Annotated in this window: 21 protein-coding genes and 1 other annotated feature; of the genes, 9 read left to right on the top strand and 12 right to left on the bottom strand. The window is 69.3% G+C overall.

What is annotated here, in order from left to right:
- Nucleotides 1-11: 11 nt before the first annotated feature.
- On the top strand, nt 12-1,337 hold the full coding sequence (locus J0F76_RS10305) for a PQQ-like beta-propeller repeat protein (RefSeq protein ID WP_207468835.1): 1,326 nt from the start codon (nt 12-14) through the stop codon (nt 1,335-1,337).
- On the top strand, nt 1,334-2,818 hold the full coding sequence (gene der / locus J0F76_RS10300; RefSeq protein ID WP_207468833.1) for a ribosome biogenesis GTPase Der: 1,485 nt from the start codon (nt 1,334-1,336) through the stop codon (nt 2,816-2,818). Before J0F76_RS10305 ends, der begins: the two co-directional genes overlap by 4 nt.
- Before the next feature lie 25 nt (nt 2,819-2,843).
- Here the strand turns inward: der and J0F76_RS10295 are convergent, their stop codons facing one another.
- The 3 genes from J0F76_RS10295 to J0F76_RS10285 form a co-directional block, all read right to left on the bottom strand.
- Nucleotides 2,844-3,581: a hypothetical protein gene (locus tag J0F76_RS10295; protein ID WP_207468831.1), complete on the bottom strand. Its 738-nt coding sequence runs from the start codon at nt 3,579-3,581 to the stop codon at nt 2,844-2,846.
- 81 nt (nt 3,582-3,662) lie between these two features.
- Entirely contained in the window at nt 3,663-4,955 is a 1,293-nt protein-coding gene (gene serS, locus J0F76_RS10290; protein WP_207468830.1) for a serine--tRNA ligase, read from the bottom strand.
- Nucleotides 4,956-5,021: 66 nt separating this feature from the next.
- On the bottom strand, nt 5,022-5,369 hold the full coding sequence (locus J0F76_RS10285) for a thioredoxin domain-containing protein (RefSeq protein ID WP_207468828.1): 348 nt from the start codon (nt 5,367-5,369) through the stop codon (nt 5,022-5,024).
- A gap of 64 nt (nt 5,370-5,433) precedes the next feature.
- On the opposite strand from J0F76_RS10285, the gene meaB reads away from it, so the two are divergent.
- From meaB to J0F76_RS10265, 4 genes are all read left to right on the top strand, one after another.
- Nucleotides 5,434-6,405, top strand: a complete 972-nt coding sequence (gene meaB, locus J0F76_RS10280; protein ID WP_207468826.1) for a methylmalonyl Co-A mutase-associated GTPase MeaB — start codon at nt 5,434-5,436, stop codon at nt 6,403-6,405.
- A 51-nt stretch (nt 6,406-6,456) separates the two neighbouring features.
- Nucleotides 6,457-7,521: a bifunctional transcriptional activator/DNA repair enzyme AdaA gene (locus J0F76_RS10275; protein ID WP_242690128.1), complete on the top strand. Its 1,065-nt coding sequence runs from the start codon at nt 6,457-6,459 to the stop codon at nt 7,519-7,521.
- Between the two features lie 137 nt (nt 7,522-7,658).
- Nucleotides 7,659-7,949 carry a 50S ribosomal protein L28 gene (gene rpmB / locus J0F76_RS10270; protein ID WP_207468824.1) on the top strand — a complete coding sequence of 97 codons (291 nt, stop codon included), beginning with the start codon at nt 7,659-7,661 and terminating at the stop codon, nt 7,947-7,949.
- Between the two features lie 146 nt (nt 7,950-8,095).
- On the top strand, nt 8,096-8,563 hold the full coding sequence (locus J0F76_RS10265; protein WP_242690127.1) for a copper chaperone PCu(A)C: 468 nt from the start codon (nt 8,096-8,098) through the stop codon (nt 8,561-8,563).
- On the opposite strand, the gene J0F76_RS10260 is transcribed toward J0F76_RS10265, so the two are convergent.
- Both J0F76_RS10260 and J0F76_RS10255 read right to left on the bottom strand, forming a co-directional pair.
- Nucleotides 8,560-9,174 carry a GDSL-type esterase/lipase family protein gene (locus J0F76_RS10260; RefSeq protein ID WP_341351582.1) on the bottom strand — a complete coding sequence of 205 codons (615 nt, stop codon included), beginning with the start codon at nt 9,172-9,174 and terminating at the stop codon, nt 8,560-8,562. The two genes, J0F76_RS10265 and J0F76_RS10260, sit on opposite strands and share 4 nt — an antisense overlap.
- Nucleotides 9,171-11,423, bottom strand: coding sequence for a heavy metal translocating P-type ATPase (locus tag J0F76_RS10255; protein ID WP_207468822.1), 2,253 nt, complete (start codon nt 11,421-11,423; stop codon nt 9,171-9,173). The genes J0F76_RS10260 and J0F76_RS10255 overlap by 4 nt, the downstream gene beginning before the upstream one ends.
- A gap of 400 nt (nt 11,424-11,823) precedes the next feature.
- Here J0F76_RS10255 and J0F76_RS10250 point away from each other — a divergent pair, with 400 nt between their 5' ends.
- From J0F76_RS10250 to J0F76_RS10240, 3 genes are all read left to right on the top strand, one after another.
- The gene (locus J0F76_RS10250; protein ID WP_207468821.1) at nt 11,824-12,399 is read left to right on the top strand and encodes a L,D-transpeptidase; all 576 of its coding nucleotides are present in this window, start codon (nt 11,824-11,826) and stop codon (nt 12,397-12,399) included.
- The gene (gene mnmH / locus J0F76_RS10245; RefSeq protein WP_207468820.1) at nt 12,359-13,453 is read left to right on the top strand and encodes a tRNA 2-selenouridine(34) synthase MnmH; all 1,095 of its coding nucleotides are present in this window, start codon (nt 12,359-12,361) and stop codon (nt 13,451-13,453) included. The genes J0F76_RS10250 and mnmH overlap by 41 nt, the downstream gene beginning before the upstream one ends.
- 45 nt (nt 13,454-13,498) lie before the next feature.
- Nucleotides 13,499-13,556, top strand: a sequence feature (sul1 is cis-regulatory element that is thought to sense ions involved in sulfur or methionine metabolism; They are found in Alphaproteobacteria).
- A 57-nt stretch (nt 13,557-13,613) separates the two neighbouring features.
- Complete coding sequence (locus tag J0F76_RS10240; protein WP_207468819.1) at nt 13,614-15,104, top strand: SulP family inorganic anion transporter; 1,491 nt, start codon at nt 13,614-13,616, stop codon at nt 15,102-15,104.
- Between the two features lie 14 nt (nt 15,105-15,118).
- Here the strand turns inward: J0F76_RS10240 and J0F76_RS10235 are convergent, their stop codons facing one another.
- The 7 genes from J0F76_RS10235 to J0F76_RS10205 form a co-directional block, all read right to left on the bottom strand.
- Nucleotides 15,119-15,919 (bottom strand): purine-nucleoside phosphorylase, encoded by an 801-nt coding sequence (locus tag J0F76_RS10235; RefSeq protein WP_207468818.1) that lies wholly within the window; start codon nt 15,917-15,919, stop codon nt 15,119-15,121.
- Nucleotides 15,903-16,955, bottom strand: coding sequence for an ABC transporter permease (locus J0F76_RS10230; protein ID WP_207468917.1), 1,053 nt, complete (start codon nt 16,953-16,955; stop codon nt 15,903-15,905). Before J0F76_RS10230 ends, J0F76_RS10235 begins: the two co-directional genes overlap by 17 nt.
- Nucleotides 16,955-18,049, bottom strand: coding sequence for an ABC transporter permease (locus J0F76_RS10225; RefSeq protein WP_207468817.1), 1,095 nt, complete (start codon nt 18,047-18,049; stop codon nt 16,955-16,957). Before J0F76_RS10225 ends, J0F76_RS10230 begins: the two co-directional genes overlap by 1 nt.
- A gap of 3 nt (nt 18,050-18,052) precedes the next feature.
- Nucleotides 18,053-18,532, bottom strand: a complete 480-nt coding sequence (locus tag J0F76_RS10220) for a hypothetical protein (protein ID WP_207468816.1) — start codon at nt 18,530-18,532, stop codon at nt 18,053-18,055.
- 113 nt (nt 18,533-18,645) lie between these two features.
- On the bottom strand, nt 18,646-20,262 hold the full coding sequence (locus tag J0F76_RS10215) for an ABC transporter ATP-binding protein (protein ID WP_377706648.1): 1,617 nt from the start codon (nt 20,260-20,262) through the stop codon (nt 18,646-18,648).
- Nucleotides 20,263-21,246, bottom strand: coding sequence for a BMP family lipoprotein (locus J0F76_RS10210; protein ID WP_207468815.1), 984 nt, complete (start codon nt 21,244-21,246; stop codon nt 20,263-20,265).
- Nucleotides 21,247-21,326: 80 nt separating this feature from the next.
- Nucleotides 21,327-21,746, bottom strand: coding sequence for a GNAT family N-acetyltransferase (locus J0F76_RS10205; RefSeq protein ID WP_207468814.1), 420 nt, complete (start codon nt 21,744-21,746; stop codon nt 21,327-21,329).
- Nucleotides 21,747-21,834: the final 88 nt, after the last annotated feature.

Raw genomic sequence — 21,834 nt, 5'->3', positions numbered from 1 at the left:
AGAGGCGAGGAATGACCGCCACGCTGCGAATGACCCTGGCCCTGGCGGCCACGCTGGGCCTGGGGGCCTGCGGCGAGAGAGAGACGATCCTGCCCGGCCAGCGGCTGGACCCGCTGGCCGTGACCTCGCCCGACGGTCCCGCCATCGAGGGTCCGGCGCCGGTTTCCTCGACCGTGCTGTCGCTGGCGGCGCCCGTGACGAACGGCGAATGGACGCATCGCGCGGGCAATGCCGCGCATCAGCCGGGGCATCTGGCCGTGGGCGCCGGGACCGGCCGCATCTGGACCGCCGCGATCGGGCAGGGCAGCGACAAGCGCCACCGCATCAGCGCCGATCCCGTCGTGGGCGGCGAGCTGGTCTTCACGCTGGACAGCCGGACCCGCGTCACCGCCACCACCACGGGCGGGGCCACCGCCTGGACCAGCGACATCGCCCCGGCCCTGGAAACGCGCGACAGCGTGTCGGGCGGCGGCATCGCCTACGAGGCCGGGCGCGTCTATGTCACCAGCGGCTTCGGCGAGCTTGTGGCGCTTGACGCGGCCTCGGGGCGGGTGTTGTGGCGCCAGCGCGTCGATGCGCCCATCGGCGGCGGCCCGGCGGTTCAGAACGGCGTGGTCTATGTCCTGGGCCGCAACGACATCGGCTGGGCGGTGCGCGCCGCCGACGGCAAGGTGCTGTGGCAGACCTCGGGCACGCCCTCGACCGCGGGGGTGATGGGGGTGTCGGTTCCGGCCATCCAGGGCAACACGGTGGTCTTTCCCTTCGCATCCGGGCAGTTGCTGGCCGCCGACCGGGAAACCGGCGCGACGCTGTGGACCGCGCAGATCGGCGGGCAGCGGATCGGCCGGGCCGTTTCCAACATCCGCGACGTGACCGGCGATCCGGTCATCGCGGGCAATACGGTCTACGGGGGCACGTCCTCGGGTCGCATCAACGCCGTGGATCTTGCCAGCGGGATCGAGGCATGGTCGGCGCGCGACGGGGCCAACAGCCCGGTCGTCGTGGCGGGCGGGTCGGTCTTTGCGGTGAATGACCAGGCCGAACTGATCCGGCTGGACGCTGCGACCGGCGGCGCGATCTGGCGCGTCGGGCTGCCCTACTACACAACCCAGAAGATCAAGAGGCAGGACCGCATCCTTGCCCATTTCGGCCCCGTCCTGGCCGGGGGGCGGCTGTTCGTCGTGTCCTCGGACGGCGTGATGCGGGTGTTCGATCCCAATTCCGGCGGCCTGGTCGGTCAGGCGCAGATCCCCGGCGGTGCCGCCGCCGCCCCCGCCGTCGCCGGCCAGACGATCTATGTCGTCTCGCGCGATGGCCAGTTGCACGCATTCCGATGACATTCACACTCGCCATTGTCGGCCGGCCCAATGTCGGCAAATCCACCCTGTTCAACCGCCTTGTCGGCAAGAAGCTGGCCTTGGTCGATGACCAACCGGGCGTCACCCGCGACCTGCGCGAAGGTGCGGCCCGGCTGGGCGACCTGCGCTTTGTCGTGATCGACAGCGCCGGGCTGGAAATCGCCGAGGACGACAGCCTGCAAGGCCGGATGCGGCGCCTGACCGAACGCGCCGTGGACGAGGCCGACATCTGCCTGTTCGTGATCGACGCCCGCGCGGGCGTCACGGCCGCCGACGAATACTTCGCCGACATCCTGCGCCGCCGCGCGAAGCACGTGATCGTCGCCGCCAACAAGGCCGAGGGACGGGCGGGCGAATCCGGCGCGATGGAGGCTTACGCCTTGGGCCTGGGCGAGCCGCTGCGGATTTCGGCGGAACATGGCGAGGGGATGGACGACCTGTATCGCGCCCTTCTGCCCCTGTCCGAGCAGATCGAGGCCGAACGCCCCACGCCCATCGCCGCCGAAACCGACATCGACCTGACCGAGGAAGACGCCGAAACCGGCGAGGGGGCCGAGGACTGGCGCCCCTCTGCCGCGCGTCCGCTGCAACTGGCGGTGATCGGGCGGCCGAATGCGGGCAAGTCCACCCTGATCAACAAGATCATCGGCGAGGACCGCCTGCTGACCGGCCCCGAGGCCGGGATCACCCGCGATTCGATCAGCGTCAGCACGGAATTCATGGGCACGCCCATGCGCATCTTCGACACGGCGGGAATGCGCAAGCGGGCCAAGGTCACGGACAAGGTGGAAAAGCTGTCGGTCGCCGATGGCCTGCGCGCCGTCCGCTTTGCCGAGGTGGTGGTGGTCCTTCTGGACGTCGCCATCCCCTTCGAGCAGCAGGACCTGCGCATCGCCGACTTCGCGGAAACCGAGGGCCGGGCGGTCGTCGTGGCCGCGAACAAGTGGGATCTGGAGGACGACAAGCCCCACAAGCTGAACGAACTGCGGGCGAACTTCGAAAAGCTGCTGCCGCAGTTGAAGGGCGCGCCCCTGGTTACGGTCTCGGCCCGCACCGGCAAGGGGCTGGACCGCCTGCACGCCGCGATCCTGAAGGCGCACGAGGTCTGGAACCGCCGAATTTCCACCGCGCGGCTGAACCAGTGGTTGAGCGCGATGACTGAAAGCCATCCGCCCCCCGCGCCGGGTGGCCGACGGATCCGGCTGCGCTACATGACGCAGGTGAAGACCCGGCCGCCCGCCTTTGTCGTCAAGGCAACCCACACCGACAAGCTGCCCGAAAGCTATCAGCGTTATCTGGTGAACGGGCTGCGGGCCGACTTCGACATGCCGGGCACGCCCATCCGGCTGTTCTTCCGCGACCAGGGGGCCGACAACCCCTACAAGGCCAAGGCAAACAAGATCAGCCAGTCGGGCGCGCTGTCCAAGCACAAGAACCGGCAGAAGCCCAAGGAAGGCTGAGGGTCGCGGCGCGGCGCGTCGCCCTTCAGGTGGCGGCGCGCACCAGCACGACGCCCATGCCCGATATGCCGATGATCGCCGCCAGCGCGACCTCGGGATTGCTGCCCATGGTAGAGATGGCCACGGCGCAGAAGGCCCAGATCATCGCCAGCGAAAAGCCCAGCGCCCCGTCCAGCCGTTCCTGCGTGATCATGCCGATCACCGCACCCGGCAGGATCGCCAGGATCGCGGTCTGGGGGGTCGTCAGCGCTAGGGGCGCGCCGATTAGCGTGGCCAGCGTCGCGGTGCCCAGCGCCAGGCTCCATCCCGCCATGAAGGCGGTGGCGGGGCGGAACTGGCCGCGCGCCCGGATGGCGCCAGACAGCGCCGCCGTCAGCATCAGCAACGCGCCCAAGGTCGCCAGGGGCTTGTGGATGCCTACAAGCCACGGCCAGACCGCGCCGCCCAGCAGCGCAAGGCTCAGCGGCAGCCAGGCAGGGTTGCGGCCATGGTCGGTGGGGGACAGGTACTGGACGATGGCATCCGCCAGCAGCAGCGACCACAGGGCAACCAGCAGCGCCCACATCAGCAGATTCTGCGGCTGCACGTAAAGCTGCGGCAAAGTGGCGACCGGCAGGACCGTCGAAAGCCCCAGCGAACCGCCGGGCGCCGATCCGGCCAGGATCGGGGCTGCGATCTGGGCAGCGGGGTGGCCCATCGTTGCAAGCACGGCTCCGCTGGCGACGAAGACCGTCACCGAACCCAGGTAGAGGATCTCTGCCATGCGCGCCATGCGTGCCAACGTCCGGCGGCAGGGCCCAGTTTCGGGCCTGCCGTCCGCAATCGCCTTTTCACGCAGTCGTGGTCAGGACAGCCTGCCGTCCGCCGTCAGGCGCGTCGCGCCGCCCAGATAAGGATGCAGCGCGGCGGGCAGGATCACCGACCCGTCGGCTTGCTGGCCGTTTTCCAGCACCGCGATCAGCGTGCGTCCCACGGCCAGGCCCGATCCGTTCAGCGTATGGACGAATTCCGGCTTGCCGGTCTTGTCCGACCGATAGCGGGCGTTCATCCGCCGCGCCTGGAAGTCGCCGCAATAGCTGACGCTGCTGATCTCGCGGTACTTGTCCTGGCCGGGAAGCCAGACCTCGAGGTCATGGGTGATGCGCGCCCCGAAGCCCATGTCGCCGGTGCAGAGCACGATGGTGCGATAGGGAAGCTCCAGCGCCTCCAGCACGGCCTCGGCGCAGCGGGTCATGCGGTCGTGTTCGGCCACGCCCGTGTCGGCGTCGGTGATCGAGACCATCTCGACCTTCTCGAACTGGTGCTGGCGCAGCATCCCCGTCGTGTCCCGGCCCGCGCTGCCGGCCTCGGACCGGAAGCACTGGGAATGCGCCACCATGCGGCGGGGCAGCGAGGCGTGATCGACCAGATCGCCGTGGACGGTGTTGGTCAGCGTCACCTCGGACGTGGGGATCAGCCAGTAGCCTTCGCGGGTCAGATAGCTGTCCTCGCCGAACTTCGGCAGTTGCCCGGTGCCGACCATCATGTCTTCCAGCACCAGCACGGGGGTCCAGGTTTCCTGCAACTCGTGGCGGGTCACATGCAGGTCCAGCATGAACTGCGCCAGAGCGCGGTGGATGCGGGCGACGCCACCCTTCAGCACCACGAAGCGGCTGCCCGACAGCTTGGCCGCGGTCTCGAAGTCCATGCCGGGCTTGACGGCCGCGATCTCGAAATGCTCCACAGGGGTGAAGTCGAAGGTGCGCGGGTTGCCCCAGCGGCGCAGCTCGACATTGTCGTTCTCGTCGCGGCCGTCGGGCACGTGGTCCAGCGGCAGGTTCGGGATCTCCATCAGCATGTCGCGCAACCGGCCGTCCAGCAGCGATGCCTCGGCCTGCATCCGCGCCACGTCGGCCTTCTTCTCGGCCACCAGGGTTCGCAGCCGCTCGAACTCGGCGTCGTCGCCGCGCGCCTTGGCGGCGCCGACCTCCTTGCTGGCGCGGTTCTGGTCGGCCTGGGCCGTTTCAGCGGCGACGATGCGGGCGCGGCGGTCGGCGTCCAGCGACAGGACGCGATCCGACAAGGGCGCAAGGCCGCGCCGCGAAAGCGCCGCGTCAAAGGCTGCGGGGTTGTCCCGTATGGCACGGATGTCATGCATGATCGTCACCGTCGCTGAGAATGCTGGCCGCTGCCTAGCCCATGCGCGGCCCGTGCGGAAGCCCGCTCATCGTGCTTGGTCCAGCAGGGCGTTCAGCGCGGGATAGAACTGCGCGGCCGTCATGTGGCCTTCCAGGCGACCGACCTCGAAACCCCCGTCCAGCAGGATGAAGGTGGGCGTGACAAAGGGCCGCCGCGCCAGGGCCAGGCCGTCAGGGTAGGGGCCGTGGATGTCCACCCGCGTCAGGGGCGCGGCCTGTCCCGCATCCGAGGCCGCATAGCCCGGCCCGATGGCGCGGTCCCAGGCGGCGCAATAAATGCAGTCCTTCTTTTCCACCATCAGCAGCCGCAAGGGTTCGGCGGCGAGGGGCAGGGCGGTCAGCACCAGGGCAAGGGCGGCAAGAAGGCGGGTCATGGCCCCCTTATCGGCCCCGCGCGACGGCTTGGCAATCGCCGTCCCGCCCCCTATCCCTTTGCCCATGGACGAGCTTCTGGAACCGTTGGTCGCCAAGGACCGCCGCGCCCTGTCGCGGGCGATCACGCTGATCGAATCGACGCGGCCCGATCATCGCGCCCGCGCCGTGGCGTTGCTGGCGGATCTGCCCGACCGGCAGGCGCTTCGGATCGGCCTGTCGGGCACCCCCGGCGTCGGCAAGTCCACCTTTATCGAGGCGTTCGGGACGATGCTGACCGAAAGGGGCCTACGCGTCGCCGTTCTGGCAGTCGATCCCTCGTCCGCGCGCTCGGGCGGGTCGATTCTGGGCGACAAGACGCGGATGGAGACGCTGTCCAGGAACCCCATGGCCTTTATCCGGCCCACGCCGTCCAATGCCCAGCTTGGCGGCGTCGCGCGCCGCACGCGCGAGGCGATCCGGCTGTGCGAAGCGGCGGGCTTCGACATCGTGCTGATCGAGACGGTGGGCGTCGGCCAGTCCGAAACCCTTGTGGCCGAGATGTGCGACCTGTTCGTGCTGCTGCTGGCGCCGGCGGGCGGGGACGAGTTGCAGGGCGTCAAGCGCGGCATCATGGAGATGGCCGACCTGATCCTGGTCAACAAGGCCGATGGCGAGCTGTTGGGCACCGCCCGCCGCACCGTGGCGGATTACGCGGGCGCCCTGCGGCTGCTGCGCAAGCGCCCGCAAGACCCGCAGGGGTTTCCCAAGGCGCTGCCGGTATCCGCCGCCACGGGCGACGGCCTGGCAACGGCATGGGAGGAGATGCAGGCGCTGACGGAATGGCGCCGCGACAACGGCCATTTCGCGGCCAACCGGGCCGAACAGGCGCGGCACTGGTTTCTAGCCGACGTGCGGGCGGGGTTGCTTGCGCGGCTGGATACTCCTGATGCCCGCGACCGGCTGGCCCGGCTGGGCGATGCCGTGGCCCATGGCGCGACCGCCCCGGCCGAGGCGGCGCGGGACATGCTGTCATGGCTGTCCCGGCACGGAAATTAGATGCCCGATTTTGCGGCCCCCGGTGGCGGCGAATCGGCTAGGGTCTAGGGCATGGAGAAGGTGAACGACATGCTGGACCTGCCCCCCGACGAAACGCTTTACGCGGCCCTTGTGGCGCGCGACCCGGCCTGGGAAGGCCGCGCCCTGGTCGGTGTCACGACCACGGGCATCTTCTGCCGCCTGACCTGCCCGGCGCGAAAGCCCCTGGCGCGGAACTGCCGCTGGTTCGCCTCGGCCGTGGCAGCGCAGGCCGCCGGTTTCCGCCCCTGCCGGCGCTGCCATCCGCTTGGCCCTATGGCCGAAGGCGATCCGCTGGTTCGCGACCTGATGGCCCGGCTTGAAGCCCAACCCGACCGCCGCTGGTCCGAGGCCGACCTGCTGGCGCTGGGTCACGACCCCTCGACCGTGCGGCGCGCGTTCAAGCGCCACTTCGGACAAAGCTTCCTGGACATGGCCCGCGCGGCGCGGCTGCGCGGCGGCATGGCCAGCCTGGCGAAAGGATCGGCCATGATCGACGCGCAACTGGATGCGGGCTTTGACTCGGCCTCGGGGTTCCGGACGGCCTTTGCGCGGCTGTTCGGCCATCCGCCTCACCGGCTGCGGCAAGGGTCCGACCTGCTGGCCGACTGGATCGACACGCCCTTGGGCGGCATGATCGCCATCGCCGACGACCAGGCGCTGCATCTGCTGGAATTCATCGACCGCAAGGCCCTGCCCGAAGGGCTGCGCCGCCTGTCCGCCCATGTCGGCGGGCGCGTGGGCCTCGGCCGCACGGGGGTCCACGACCTGACCGAGGCCCGGCTTGGCGCGTATTTCGCAGGCAAAGCCCCGCTTCTGGACGTGCCGGTGGTTCTGCACGGCACCCCTTTCCAGCAGCAGGTCTGGCGCGCCTTGCAGACGATCCCCGCCGGGCAGACGCGCAGCTATCTGCAGCTTGCGGCGGCGATCGGCAGGCCCGCGGCGGTCCGGGCCGTGGCGCGGGCCAATGCCACCAACCGCATCGCCCTTGTCGTGCCGTGCCACCGCGTGATCGGCGCCGACGGCACCCTGACCGGCTATGCCGGGGGGCTGTGGCGCAAGGAAAAGCTGATCGGGATCGAGCGCGGTTATGCTTGATTCGGGTTGACGCGGTAGCCCGGTTCCATTAGGGACGCGCAAACGGATTTCCGGGCGCTGCCTCGCGGCGCCCTTTCACATTGGGCCGGAACCTTTCGCCGGGGCCGCCCGCATAGCAAAGACGAAGGATCAACACCATGTCGCGCGTCTGCGAACTGACCGGCAAAGGCCCGATGACCGGTAACAATGTCAGCCACGCCAACAACAAGACCCGTCGCCGGTTCCTGCCGAACCTGAACGAGGTCACGCTGCTGTCCGACTCGCTGGGCCGCAGCTACTCGCTGCGCATCTCGGCCGCGGCGCTGCGTTCGGTGGATCACCGTGGCGGTCTGGACGCCTTCCTGGCCAAGGCCAAGGACAGCGAGCTGTCGGACCGCGCGCTGAAGATCAAGCGCGAGATCGCCAAGGCGGACGCTCCCCAGGCCTGATCGGAATCCCGCTCTGCGGCAATATGCCCCGTCGTTCCTGCGGCGGGGCTTTTGCATGTGTGTTGCCTTTCGGTGGTTCTTCAGGAAAGGTCGCGTCGATTTTCGTGATGCCCTTTCCGGGCAGATCTTTGATGTAAAGGGACGCGATGACCATGATCCGCATGACCTTGGCCGCTCTGGCGGTCGTAACGCCTGCCGCCGCCTTCGCGCAGGACGGGCTGACGATCCGCGACGCCTATGTGCGCAGCGCCAATTCGAAGACCGCCGCCGCCTTCATGGTTGTCCAGAACGACCGCGACGCCGAATGCCGCCTGACCGGCGCGTCCTCTGACGCCGCCGAACTGGTTGAACTGCACACCCATTCCGAGGTGGACGGCGTCATGAAGATGCACAAGATCGAGGGCGGTATCGCGGTACCGGCGGGCGGCGACCATGCGCTGGCGCGCGGCGGGGATCATGTCATGCTGATGGGGCTGGCAAAGCCCCTGTCAGATGGCGACACGGTCGCGCTGGTGCTGGATTTCGGCGACTGCGGCACCCGGCAGGTCGATGCGGTGCTGGACAACGACCGCGCCGATGGCGCCGGCGGCCATGCGGATCACCAGTCCCACTAGCCCAGCATCTGCCTGACTTTCGGGCCCAGCGCCGCAACCATCAGCCGGATGCCTGCGGCGTTCAGATGCACGCCGTCCGGCAGAAGATAGTCGCGATGCCGGGCCTTCGGCAGGGCGGCGATCGGCGCGTAAAGGCTGGGCAGCAGGACGGCACCGTGGCGGTCGGCCAGGCGTGGCCAGAGGGCGCGCCAGGCCTGCCGCCAGGCGGTCTTTCCGGGAACGGGGTTCAGGCCCACCAGCAGCAGCGGCCGACCCCCCATGCCTGCTCGCGCCAGGATCGCCTCGGCCCGCGCGGCGGACCAGCCCAGCAGCATGTCGTTGCCGCCAAGCGCGACGATGACGGCATCGGGCCGGTGTCGGCGCAGCGAGGGGCCGATGCGGACCCGCCCGCCATAGGTGGTGTCACCCGACAGGGCCGCCGGGATGACCGTCGCGGGCGTCCCGTCCTGGTCGAGCCAGGCTTGCAACTGCGGCACCATCCCTTCGCCACGCCGCAGGCCATAGCCCGCGAACAGGCTGTCGCCGAAGGCCAGGACGCGCGGGCGGGACTTGCCCGCCCCGGCCAGGGCCAACGCCCCCGCCGCCGCCAGAAGGGCGCGGCGGGCGATCACCGCACGGTCCGCAGGCGCAGCGCATTGCTAACCACGAAGACCGACGACAGCGCCATGGCCCCCGCCCCCAGCATGGGCGACAGCTGCGGCCCGCCGAAGGGCACCAGAACGCCCATCGCGACGGGGATCAGCGCCGTGTTGTAGGCGAAGGCCCAGAACAGGTTCTGCCGGATGTTGCGCATCACGGCGCGCGACAGCCGGATCGCGCGCGGCACCCCGCCCAGATCGCCGCCCATCAGCACCAGATCGGCCGATTCGATGGCGATGCCCGTGCCCGTGCCGATGGCGATGCCGGTTTCCGCCGCAGCCAGCGCCGGGGCGTCGTTGATGCCGTCGCCCACGAAGACCGAACCTCCGCCCATGTCGCGGATCGCGGCCAGCTTGTCGCCGGGCAGCAGGCCGGCCTGCACGGCGTCGATCCCCAGCCGCCTGCCCACCGCGTCGGCCGTGGCAGGGATGTCGCCCGACAGCAGCGCCGTTTCCAGCCCCATGCGGTGCAGGGTGGCGACCGTCTCGGGCGCCTCGTCCCGGACCCTGTCGGCCAAGGCGAAGCTTGCGACATGGCGGCCATCGACGGCCAGGTGCACCGGGGTCGCGCCTTGGCCGGCATCCGCCTCGGCTGCGGCCCGCAGGGGGGGCGAGGCGGCGATCCCGGCCTCGGACAGGGCGGCCAGGTTGCCGATCAGCAGGCGCCGACCTTCGACCAGACCCGAAAGCCCGCGCCCGGCGGCGGCCTTCACGTCCTGCGCGGGCGGCAGGTCAAGCCCGCGCGCCACGGCCCCGGCGACGATGGCGGCGCCAAGTGGATGCTCCGACCGCGCCTCGGCGGCCGCGGCAAGGCGCAGGGCATCCTCCTCGGCGATGCCGTCAGCATGGATCTGGACCAGTTCGGGTCGGCCGCGTGTTAGCGTCCCGGTCTTGTCGAAGGCGATCAGGCGGGCATTCGACAGGCGCTGCAGGGCCTCGCCCCGGCGGAACAGCACGCCCAGCTGTGCGCCCCGCCCGGTGCCCACCATGATGGACACGGGAACCGCCAGCCCCATGGCGCAGGGGCAGGCGATGATCAGCACCGCCACGGCTGCCACGACCGCATGGGCGAGGTCGGGGCCAAGGACCAGCCAGATCAGGAAGGTCAGCGCCGCCAGCCCGATCACGACGGGCACGAAGATGCGGGTGATGCGGTCCACCAGGGCCTGCACCGGCAGGCGGGCGTTCTGCGCGCCTTCGACCATGCGGACGATGCGGGACAGCGTGGTCGCAGCCCCCGTGGCCGTGACGCGGTAGGCAAGCGCGGCGGGGCCGTTCACCGTGCCGCCCGTGACGGGATCGCCGGGGGACTTGGGGGCGGGCACCGGCTCTCCGGTCAGCATGGATTCGTCGACATGGCCCTGGCCCTCGGTCACGACCCCATCGACGGCCACGCGTTCGCCCGGTGCCAGCAGCACCAGGTCACCCCGCTTCAGGTCTGCGACGGCCACCGGCACGGGCTTGCCGTCGCGCAGGGCGGTGGCATGGTCGGGGGCAAGCTCGATCAGGGCGCGGATCGCGGCGCCCGCCCGGCCCTTGGCGCGGGCTTCCAGCCAGCGGCCCATCAGGATCAGGGTGACGATGACCGCCGCAGCCTCGAAATAGACATGGCGCGAGGCGGGCGGGATCAGGCCAGGTGTCAGCACCACGGCCGCCGAATACAGGAACGCCGCCCCCGATCCCAGCGCGACAAGGCTGTTCATCTCGGGTCCGCCGCGCAGCAGGGCAGGGATGCCGGTGGCGAAGAACCGTCGTCCCGGACCGGCCAGGACAAGGGCGGTGAGGATCATCTGCGCCCACAGCAAGGCGGCCGCCCCGACCTGCGCGTGCAGCCAGTGGTGGAAGGCAGGGACCAGATGCCCGCCCATTTCCGCCACGAAGACCGGCAGGGTCAGGACAAGGGCCAGCAGGAAGGCGCGTTTCAGGGTGGCCGCCTCGTCTTCCCTGGCGACGGGGACGGCGTCCTGCTCGACCACGGCGGGATAGCCAAGCCGGGTGACGATCCCGGCCAGGTCGTCGGGCGAAAGATGGGGGGCGTGCCGGATGCTGGCGGTGCCCGCCAGCAGGTTCACCTGCGCATCGGCCACGCCGGGGCGCGTGGACAGGGCGCGCGTCACGCGGCCCGAACAGGCGGCGCAGCTCATCCCCTCGATGGTCAGGCGGGTGGTGGTCAGGTCGGACGGATGGCCCGGGACGGGCAAGTCAGCGGATTGAACGGTCATGATGGTTTCCCGAGATCGTGCATGGGGTGCAGGACGGCTTCAGGAAACGGGGCGGCGCCTGCGGGCGCAGGGGCGCCTGCCGTGGAAGGAACGCGGCGATCAGGGCCCGAGGATCAAGGCGGGGCGCAAGGCGGGGACGGGCAACGACCGGGCGCGCGTCCTGGTGGCAGCGGCAGGCCCGGTCCCCCCGGCCCCGGCACAGATGCGCAGGCCGCCGCAGGGGGCGGCGCCGTCCGGTGCAGCAGAGGCGCGGGGTCGGGGCCATGCCTAGCAGATGTGCCCCCCGCACCCCTTGGTCAAGGTCAAAGTGAACGCGAAACGCCCTCGTGAGTTGCATGGGCAGCCTGTCCCTTGTTATGGGCAGGACAGAGCAGAAGAACACGAGATTGACAGGATCACCATGAACCGCCGTGAGCTGATGTCGCTGGCCGTGCCGCTGATGGCCGCCGCCTATTTCGCCCCGTCGCTGGCCTTCTCGCAAGAGGCTGCCCCGCAGCAGGCCGCACGCGATCCCTATGCCCCGACCGAGGTCGCGATCCGCAACGACTTCGAGGTCGGCAGCATCGTCGTGGTCAGCAAGGACTTCTTCCTGTACCACGTCGTGGCGCCGGGCCGGGCTGTCCGCTACGGCGTCGCCGTGGGCACGGCCGAACTGGTCTGGAAGGGCCGCGCCACCGTGGGCCGCAAGGTCGAATGGCCGTCCTGGACCCCCACGCCCGAGATGATCAAGCGCAAGCCGCAGCAATACGGCAAATGGGCCGACGGGATGCCCGGCGGCCCGCAGAACCCGCTGGGCGCACGGGCGCTGTATCTTTATAACGCGCAGGGCCAGGACACCGCGATCCGCATCCATGGCACGACCGAGCCGGGGTCCATCGGCCGCGCCGTGTCCAACGGCTGCCTGCGGATGCGCAACGAGGCGGTGATGGCGCTGTATGACCAGGTGCCCATCGGGACGCCGGTCTACGTCTACTGACTTGGCGCTGACGCTTTCGCGCGTGGCGGACCCCGCGCTTGCGGGGTTCGACGACATCATCGACGTGCGCTCGCCCTCGGAATACGCCGAGGATCACCTGCCCGGGGCGATCAACCTGCCGGTCCTGAGCGACGAGGAACGCACGCGGGTCGGCACGATCTACAAGCAGGTTTCCCCCTTCGACGCGCGCAAGCTGGGCGGGGCCTTGGTCGCGGCCAATGCCGCGCGCCACATCGCCGGCCCGCTGGCGGATCGCGACGGAAGCTGGCGCGGGCTGGTCTATTGCTGGCGGGGGGGGCAGCGGTCGGGCAGCTTTACGACCATCCTGTCCCAGATCGGATGGCGGGTGGACCGGGTCGAAGGCGGCTACAAGGCCTGGCGGGCGCTTGTGGTGGACCGGGTACAGAACCGGGCCGTCGCCTCGCCCGTCATGGTCCTGGACGGCAATACCGGCAGCGCCAAGACCGCGATCCTGGGGCGCCTGGCCGCGCGCGGCTGGCAGGTGATCGACCTGGAAGGCCTCGCCAATCATCGCGGCAGCCTGTTCGGCGGCCATGCCGAGGGCCAGCCCAGCCAGAAGATGTTCGAAGGGCGGCTGGCCCTGGCGCTGGAGTCGCTGGATCCCGCGCGCCCCGTCCTGGTCGAGGCCGAGAGCAGCCGCATCGGCGACCTGACCGTGCCCAAGGCCATGTGGCAGGCGATCTGCGCCGCGCCCCGGCTGCGGCTGGACGTGCCGGTCGCGGCCCGCGCCGCCTATACCGCCGCCACCTATGACGACATGGTGGACGACCCCGCACGGGTCGAGGCGATCGTGGCGGCCCTGTCGCGCCTGCACCCGGCCGAGCGGGTCGAGGCGTGGAACACCGCCGTCGCCGCACGCGACTGGCGCGGTCTGGCCGAGGGGCTTCTGCGCGACCATTACGACCCGCGCTATCTCAAGCACCGGCTGCGCTACGCGGCGGGAGAGAAGGGTGTCGTCGCCCTGGACGACCTGCGCGACCTGGACAGGGCGGCGGGGCAGGTCGAGGCGGCCTTGGCCCGGCTGGTGCCCTAGCGGGTTGCGGTCCGCGTCCGGGCCGCTTATCACGCGGGCAGCGAACATGGACCCGGGTGCGATCCCCGGGTGGCTCTTCCGGCCGCCGATCCGCCGGACAACCTGAACAAAAACCCCTTGCGGATTCCGGCGCGACCCAGCGCCGGTCAGGACCGAAGACATGCTTTCCTGGACTCTCTACAAGCAGCAATGGCTGGGCAATGTCCGCCGCGACCTGCTGTCGGGCCTTGTGGTGGCGCTTGCGCTGATCCCCGAGGCCATCGCCTTTTCCATCATCGCGGGCGTGGACCCCAAGGTCGGACTTTACGCCAGCTTTTCCATCGCCGTGATCACCGCCATCGCGGGCGGGCGGCCGGGCATGATCTCGGCCGCGACCGCCGCGACGGCGGTGCTGATGGTGACGCTGGTGCGCGACCACGGGCTGCAATACCTGCTGGCCGCCACGGTCCTTGCGGGCCTGCTGCAGATCGGCATGGGGCTTTTGCGGCTGGGCTTCGTGATGCGCTATGTCTCGAAATCGGTGATGACGGGCTTCGTGAATGCCCTGGCGATCCTGATCTTCCTGGCGCAACTGCCGGAGCTGGACCCGGCCCGCGTCACGCCCCTGACCTATGTGCTGACCGGGGCGGGGCTTGCGATCCTCTACCTGTTCCCGCGCATCACCCGCGCGATCCCGTCGCCGCTGGTCACCATCGTCGTGCTGACCGCGCTGACGCTGGCCTTAGGCTGGGACGTGCGGACCGTGGCCGACATGGGCGCGCTGCCCGACACGCTGCCGGTCTTCCTGATCCCGCAGGTGCCGCTGTCGTTCGAGACGCTGGGGATCATCTTTCCCTATGCCATGGCCGTGGCCGTGGTGGGGCTTCTGGAAAGCCTGATGACCCAGAACCTTGTGGATGAGCTGACCGATACGCGAACCAGCCGCAACCAGGAATGCATCGGGCAGGGGCTGGCCAATGCGGCCACCGGCTTTATCGGCGGCATGGCGGGCTGCGCGATGATCGGGCAGAGCATGATCAACGTCAAATCCGGCGGGCGCGGGCGGCTGTCCTGCTTCTTCGCGGGCGTGATGCTGCTGGTCTTCTGCGTCTTCCTGGGGCCGTGGGTAGGGCTGATCCCGATGCCCGCGCTGGTGGCGATCATGATCATGGTGTCGGTCAGCACCTTTTCCTGGGTCTCGATCCGGTCGCTGCGCACGCATCCGCGTTCCTCGTCCGTCGTGATGCTGGCGACGGTGGTGGCGGTCGTCTGGACCCACAATCTCGCCATCGGGGTGCTGGCGGGGGTGCTGCTGTCGGGCATCTTCTTCGCCGCCAAGATCGCGCAACTGTTCCGCGTCACGTCGGAACGGTCGGCCGACGGAAGCACCCTGACCTACCGCGTGGAAGGGCAGTTGTTCTATGGCTCGGTCGAGGATTTCACGGCGGCCTTCGACTTCCGCGACGTGCCCCGGCACGTAGTGATCGACGTGTTCGGCGCGCATATCTGGGACATCTCGTCCGTGCTGGCGCTGGACATGGCGGTGCTGAAGTTCCGCCGCGCGGGGGCCGAGGTCGGGATCGTCGGCATGAACCAAGCGTCCGAGACGATCGTGGACCGGCTTGCCCTGCACGACAAGCCGGGTGCCCTGGACAAGCTGATGGCGCACTAGGGCGTGCGCCCCTCTCAGGCGTCCCGCAGGAAGCGGCGTAGGATGCGTTCCAGCTTGGCGGCGCCCAGGGGGGCCATGGCCTTGGTGTGGTCGTGGCTGATGGATTCGTCCGACAGGCCCGCGCCCATGTTGGTGATGACCGAGATCGCGGCGCAGCGCAGGCCCAGGAAGCGGGCCAAGATGATCTCGGGCACCGTGGACATGCCCACGGCATCGGCGCCGAGGATCCTGGCGGCGCGGATTTCGGCAGGGGTTTCGAAGCTGGGGCCGGAGAACCAGCAGTAAACGCCTTGCGGCAGGTCGATGCCTTCCGTCAGCGCGGCAGCCTTCAGGGCGGCGCGCATGGCCGCGTCATGGGCATCCGTCATCGGCACGAAGCGGGCGTCGGTCGCCTCTCCGATCAGGGGGTTGGTGCCGGCGAAGGCGATATGGTCCTCCAGCAGCATCAGCCCGCCCGGCGGGATGTCGGGGCGCAGCGATCCGGCGGCATTGGTCAGGATCAGTTTCTTGCAGCCAAGCGCCGCCAGCACCTCCAGCGGCAGGCGCATGGCGTCGGCGCGGCCGGATTCGTAATAATGCGACCGTCCGCCGAACACAGCGACGCGGCGACCTTCAAGCTGGCCGATTACCAGTTGCGGGACATGGCCCGACACGCCCGCATGGGGAAAGCCCGGCAGGTCGTCATAGGGGATCGCCACGCCGTCGACCGTGCCCGACAGGTGCCCGAGGCCGGACCCCAGAATCAACCCGTATTCCGGCGCGGCCTCGCCGGCGCGGTCGCGGATCAGGCGGGCAAGCTCAACGCTCCTTGACATAGGGTTCTCCTCCGGCGCGAGGCGGGATGGCGCGGCCCACGAAGCCCGCAAGGATGATGACCGTCAGGATATAGGGCAGGGCGTTCATGAACATGGACGGCACGGTGATCACGCCCAGGTCCAGGTTCGGATAGCGGTTGGCGACGGCCTCCAGCAGGCCGAACAGGAAGGTCGCGCCAAGCGCCCCCCATGGCCGCCACTTGGCAAAGATCAGCGCGGCCAGGGCGATGAAGCCGCGCCCGGCGGTCATTTCCTTGACAAAGCCCGCCGACAGCCCGGTCGCCAGATAGGCGCCCGCCAACCCGCAGAGCAGCCCGGCGATCGCCACGGCGGCAAAGCGCAGCCGCGTGACCGACACGCCCGCTGTATCGACCGAGGCCGGGTTTTCCCCCACCGCCCGCAGCCGCAGCCCGAAGCGCGTGCGATACAGCACCCACCAGGTCAGCGGCACCATCAGGAAGGCCACATAGACCAGGATCGTGTGGCCCGAGATCACCTCGGCATAAAGGGGGCCGATCACGGGGACGCCGCGCAGGGTTTCGGCCAGCGGCAGGGTGATCTCGCCGAAGCGCGGGGTGGCGGTCAGCGCGGCCGCCGTATCCGGGCCCGTGGTCCCCGACAGCCAGGCACGGAAGGGCGTGACCTGCGTTTCAAGCTCGGCCCCGGGCGTCAGGCTGGGGGTGCGCCCGCCCAGGCCGAAGATCTTCTGCCCCAGCAGCACCGTCAGCCCCGAGGCTAGGAAGTTGATCGCCACCCCCGAGATCAACTGGTTGCCCCGGAAGGTAATCGAGGCGATGCCGTGGACCGCCGCCAGCAGCAGCGCCCCCAGCAGGCCCGCCATCGCGCCCAGCCAGACATTGCCGGTCAGGGCGGCCACGGTGGCGGCGCTGAAGGCGGCCATCAGCATCTTGCCTTCCAGCCCGATGTCGAAGACGCCCGCGCGTTCGGAATAAAGCCCGGCCAGACAGGCCAGCAGCAGGGGCGTCATCAGCCGCACCGCGCTGTCGAGGATTTGCAGGACGGTGTTCAGATCCATCATGCGCCTCTTTTCCGCATCGCCAGGAACATCCGTTCCAGCGGCATCCGCACCATGTTGTCCAGGGCGCCGGTGAACAGGATCACCAGCGCCTGGATCACGATGATCAGCTCGCGCGGGATGCTGGTCCACAGCGCCAGTTCACCGCCGCCCTGATACAGGAAGCCGAACAGCAGCGCGGCCAGGAACACGCCCAGCGGATGGTTGCGGCCCATCAGCGCGACCGCGATGCCGATGAAGCCCGCGCCTTCGACGGCGTTCAGGACCAGGCGCTCGGCCTCTCCCATCACGTTGTTGATGGCCATCAGGCCCGCAAGCCCGCCCGAGATCAGCATGGCGATCACGGTGATGCGGACCGGGTTGATGCCGGCATACAGGGCTGCGGGCTCGGATTTGCCGAAGGCGCGGATTTCGAAGCCCAGGCGCGACCGCCAGATCAGCAGCCAGACCAGCACGCAGGCGATCACCGCCACGAAGAAGCTGATGTTGACGGGCGTGTTCTTGCCCCATTCAAACCCCAGGGCCAGCGCCATGTCCGACAGCTTGGGCAGGTGCGTGGCCTCGGGGAAGCGGCCCGATGCGGGGTCCATGCTGCCCACCGGGCGCAGCAGGTTTACCAGGATGTAGTTCAGCGCGGCGGCGGCGATGAAGTTGAACATGATCGTGGTGATCACGATATGGCTGCCGCGTTTCGCCTGAAGCCAGGCGGGGATCAGCGCCCATGCCGCGCCGAACAGCGCCGCGCCGATCATGGCGGCGGGCAGGGCCAGCGCCCAGTGCGGCAGGGGCAGGGACAGCAGCACCAGGGCCACGCCCAGGCCCCCCATCGCGGCCTGCCCCTCGCCGCCGATGTTGAACAAGCTGGCGTGATAGGCGACCATCACCGCCAGTCCGGTGAAGATGAAGTTCGTCGCGTAATACAGCGTGAAGCCCCAGCCGTAGCTGGAGCCCAGCGCGCCGTCGATCATCGTGGTCAGCGCCACGGTCGGGCTTTCGCCGATGGCCAGGATCACAAACGCCGAAATCGCCATCGCCAGCACCAGCGAGATCACGGGTGTCAGGATCACATCGGCCCATTTCGGCATCTTGTTCATGCGTCAGCCTTTCATGCCATGACACAGCGCCAGGAAGTTTCGTGCATCGGCGATCCCGTCCCAGGCGATCGCGTCCCCGTTGCCCGCCATGCGCGCGAGGCTGCGGGCGCGGGGAACCGCGCCGCCGGCGCCGGGATAGCCGCGCACGACAAGCAGGTTCTCCTCGGCTCGGGTCTGGCCCTGGCGCGCCTCTCCGGTGCAGCGGCTGCCGTCGGCAAGCGTCGCGAAGGCGATGGCCACGCGGCCCGTGACCTGGGGCGCAGTCGCGGCTTCGGCGGGCATTTCCACCGGGGCGTGGTCGGCGCAGGCGGTGCCGCGCGCGTCGGTGACGCAGTTCGCGGCGAAGTCATCCTCGTAGTCGGAGTCCCGGACGGGATCGGCCACGGCCCAACTGCCGTCGGCGTTGCGGGCGCGGGTCTGGGCACGGGCCTCGGCCGCCATGACCAGACGGTCGGGCGCCTCTCCGTCGGGCCAGATGTTCATCTTTGGCATCCGCGGGGCAGGCATGGCGCTGCACCCGGCAGCCAGAAGAAGAACGGAGAAAAGGCAGGTCGCTTTCAGGGTCATTCCGGTACTCGAAGGGGTCTTGGGGTCTTCTAAGGGGTATGGGCGGGCAAGGTCCCGTCCCGGGTCGGCGCGGTGGCGGGATCGACGCCTGCCATCAGCAGGCCCAGTTCGCCCGTAGTGGTGGCGCCGGGCAGGCGTTCACCCATGATGCGGCCGTCGAACATCACGGCGATGCGGTCGGACAGCGACATGATCTCGTCCAGTTCCACGGACACCAGCAGGATCGCCTTGCCCGCGTCGCGCAGTTCCACGATGCGCTTGTGGATGAACTCGATGGCGCCGATGTCCACGCCGCGCGTCGGCTGGCCGATCAGCAGCAGGTCGGGATTGCGCTCGATTTCCCGGGCGACGACGATCTTCTGCTGGTTGCCGCCGGAAAAGTTGCGCGCGGCCAGATCGCAGCTTGGCGGGCGCACGTCGAAGCGGGCGATCTTGCCCTCGGCGTCGCGGCGGATCGCATCGCGGTCCATCAGCGGGCCGCGCCCGTATTCCGGCGCGTCGTGATAGCCGAAGGCCACGTTCTCCCAGGCGGCGAAGTCCATGATCAGGCCCTCGACCTGCCGGTCCTCGGGGATATGGCCCAGCCCCTGGCGGCGGCGCTCGGCGGCGTTGCAGCCCGCGCCGCTCAGCGGCAGGGGGGTGCCGTTCACGCGGGCCTTCCCCGTCACGGTGCTGCCCTTTTCAGGGTATCCGCCCAGGATCTCCAGCAGTTGCGTCTGGCCGTTGCCGCTGACCCCCGCGACGCCAAGGATCTCGCCCGCGCGGATGTCCAGGTCGATGCCGCGCAGCCGTTCGACGCCCGCCGCATCGACCATGCGCAGGCCGCGAACCTCAAGCACGGGCTTGCCGGGCGTCGCCGGGACCTTCTGCACGTTCAGCAGCACCTTGCGGCCCACCATCAGCTCGGCCAGTTGCTCGGGGCTGGTCTCGGCGGTCTTGACGGATGCCACCATCTCGCCCCGGCGCATGACCGACACCGTGTCGGTGATCTCCATGATCTCGCGCAGCTTGTGGGTGATCAGGATGATCGTCTTGCCCTCGGCCCGCAGGCCTTCGAGGATGCGGAACAGGTGGTCGGCCTCGGCCGGGGTCAGCACGCCGGTCGGCTCGTCCAGGATCAGGATGTCGGCCTGGCGATACAGCGCCTTGAGGATTTCCACCCGCTGCTGGTGGCCGACCGACAGGTTTTCCACCACCTCGTCGGGATCGACGTTCAGTTCGTAATCCTTTGCCAACTGCCGCAACACGCCGCGCGCCTTGGACAGCGACGGGCGCAGCAGCCGCCCCTCCTCGGCCCCCAGGATGATGTTTTCAAGCACGGTGAAGTTCTGCACCAGCTTGAAATGCTGGAAGACCATGCCGATGCCTGCGCGGATCGCGGTCTGGCTGTCGGCGATGGTCAGGGGCCGCCCGCCCACCAGGATCTCGCCCGCGTCGGGCTTGTAGAAGCCATACAGGATCGACATCAGCGTGGACTTGCCCGCGCCGTTTTCGCCGATGATGCCGTGGATCGTGCCGCGTTCCACCCGCAGGTAGATGTCGCGGTTGGCCTGCACGGACCCGAAGGCCTTGGAGATGCCGCGCAGTTCAATCGCCGCAGGGGCGGCCGTTTCCAGCCGCCCCCCGCCTTGCATCATCGCGGCCATCTACTGGACCGGGCAGGCGTTGTCGGTCATGTAGTCGTGGACCGCGATCTCGCCCCCGGCGATCTTGGCGCGCGCCTCGTCCACGGCGGCCTGCATCTCGGGGGTGACCAGCGCCTTGTTGTTGTCGTCGATGGCGACATCCACGCCCTCGGCCTTGAGGTCCAGAACCTTGACGCCCGGCTCCACACCGTTCTTGAAGGCGTCATAGACCGCATTGTCCACGCGCTTGACCATCGAGGTCAGCACCTTGCCCGGATGCAGGTGGTTCTGGTTGCTGTCCACGCCAACCGACAGGATGCCTTCGTCCGCCGCCGCCTGCAGGATGCCGATGCCGGTGCCGCCCGCCGCCGCATAGATCACGTCGGCGCCCTGGCTGATCTGGGCCTTGGCAAGCTCGCCCCCCTTCACCGGGTCGTTCCACGCGGCCGGGGTGGTGCCGGTATAGTTGATGAGAACCTTGCCGTCGGGCTTGGCGGCCTTGAAGCCCTGGGCGAAGCCGCATTCGAACTTGTGGATCAGCGGAATGTCCATGCCGCCGATGAAGCCCACGGTGCCCGACTTGGACGCCATGGCCGCCATGATCCCGGCCAGGTAGCTGCCCTGTTCCTCGGTGAAGACGACGGACTGGACGTTGGGCTGTTCCACGACCATGTCGATGATGGCGAACTTGGTGTCCGGATAGTCCGGGGCCACCTGGTTCAGCACGTCCCCGAAGGCGAAGCCGGTCATCACGATGGGGTTGGCGCCCGTTTCGGCCAATCGGCGGAGCGCCTGTTCGCGCTGCGCCTCGGACTGCATTTCCAGTTCCTTGTAGGTGCCCCCGGTCTCGTCCGCCCAGCGTTTCGCGCCCATGTAGGCCGCCTCGTTGAAGGACTTGTCGAACTTGCCGCCAAGGTCGAAGATCAGCGCCGGTTCCGCCAAGGCAGCGGTGCCCGTCAGAGCCGTCAGCGCCACGCCCGCCAGAAGCGTTTTCGTCAGGGACATAAGGAAACCTCATCCTGTTGTGCCGGGCGATTCAAGCCGCCCGCGTGATGGGGCGATTAGGGCGCAACGGTTGTAGGCGGTCAACCGCCTTCTTGACCCGCTTCCAGTGGCAGCGTCATGACGATGGCGTCCAGGTCGGGGCCGTAATAGCGCCGCCTGCGCCCCGACTCGCGCCAGCCCGTCGCGCGATACAGCGCCTGGGCAGGCGCATTGTCCGCCGCGACCTCCAGAAAGGCCAGGGATGCGCCGCGCCTCCGTGACGTGGCGGCAAATTCGCCCACCAGGTCGCGGGCCGTGCCGCGGCGCCGAGTCTCGGGCGCGACGGCAAGGGTCAGCAGTTCCGCCTCGTCCGCAACAGTGCGGCCCAGCAGGAAGCCTCGGGCGCGGGTCAGCAGGAAGGCATGGGGGCTGTCCAGCAGGGCGGCGAACTCGGCCGCGCTCCACGGCCGGGGGCGGGTGAAGCAGCGGGCGTGCAGCGCGGCAAGCCGGTCGGGGGTCACGGCAGGATCAGGGGCGGCGCCTCGCGCGCGGGGGCCGCGTCGGCCGGACGCAGGTAAAGCGGCGCGGGACGGGGGCCCGGATCGGCGC

The organism is Paracoccus fontiphilus, assembly GCF_017356265.1.
Classification (GTDB): domain Bacteria; phylum Pseudomonadota; class Alphaproteobacteria; order Rhodobacterales; family Rhodobacteraceae; genus Paracoccus; species Paracoccus fontiphilus.
The sequence above is the reverse complement of the archived record's forward strand: the minus strand, read 5'-3'. Positions and strand labels throughout refer to the sequence as shown.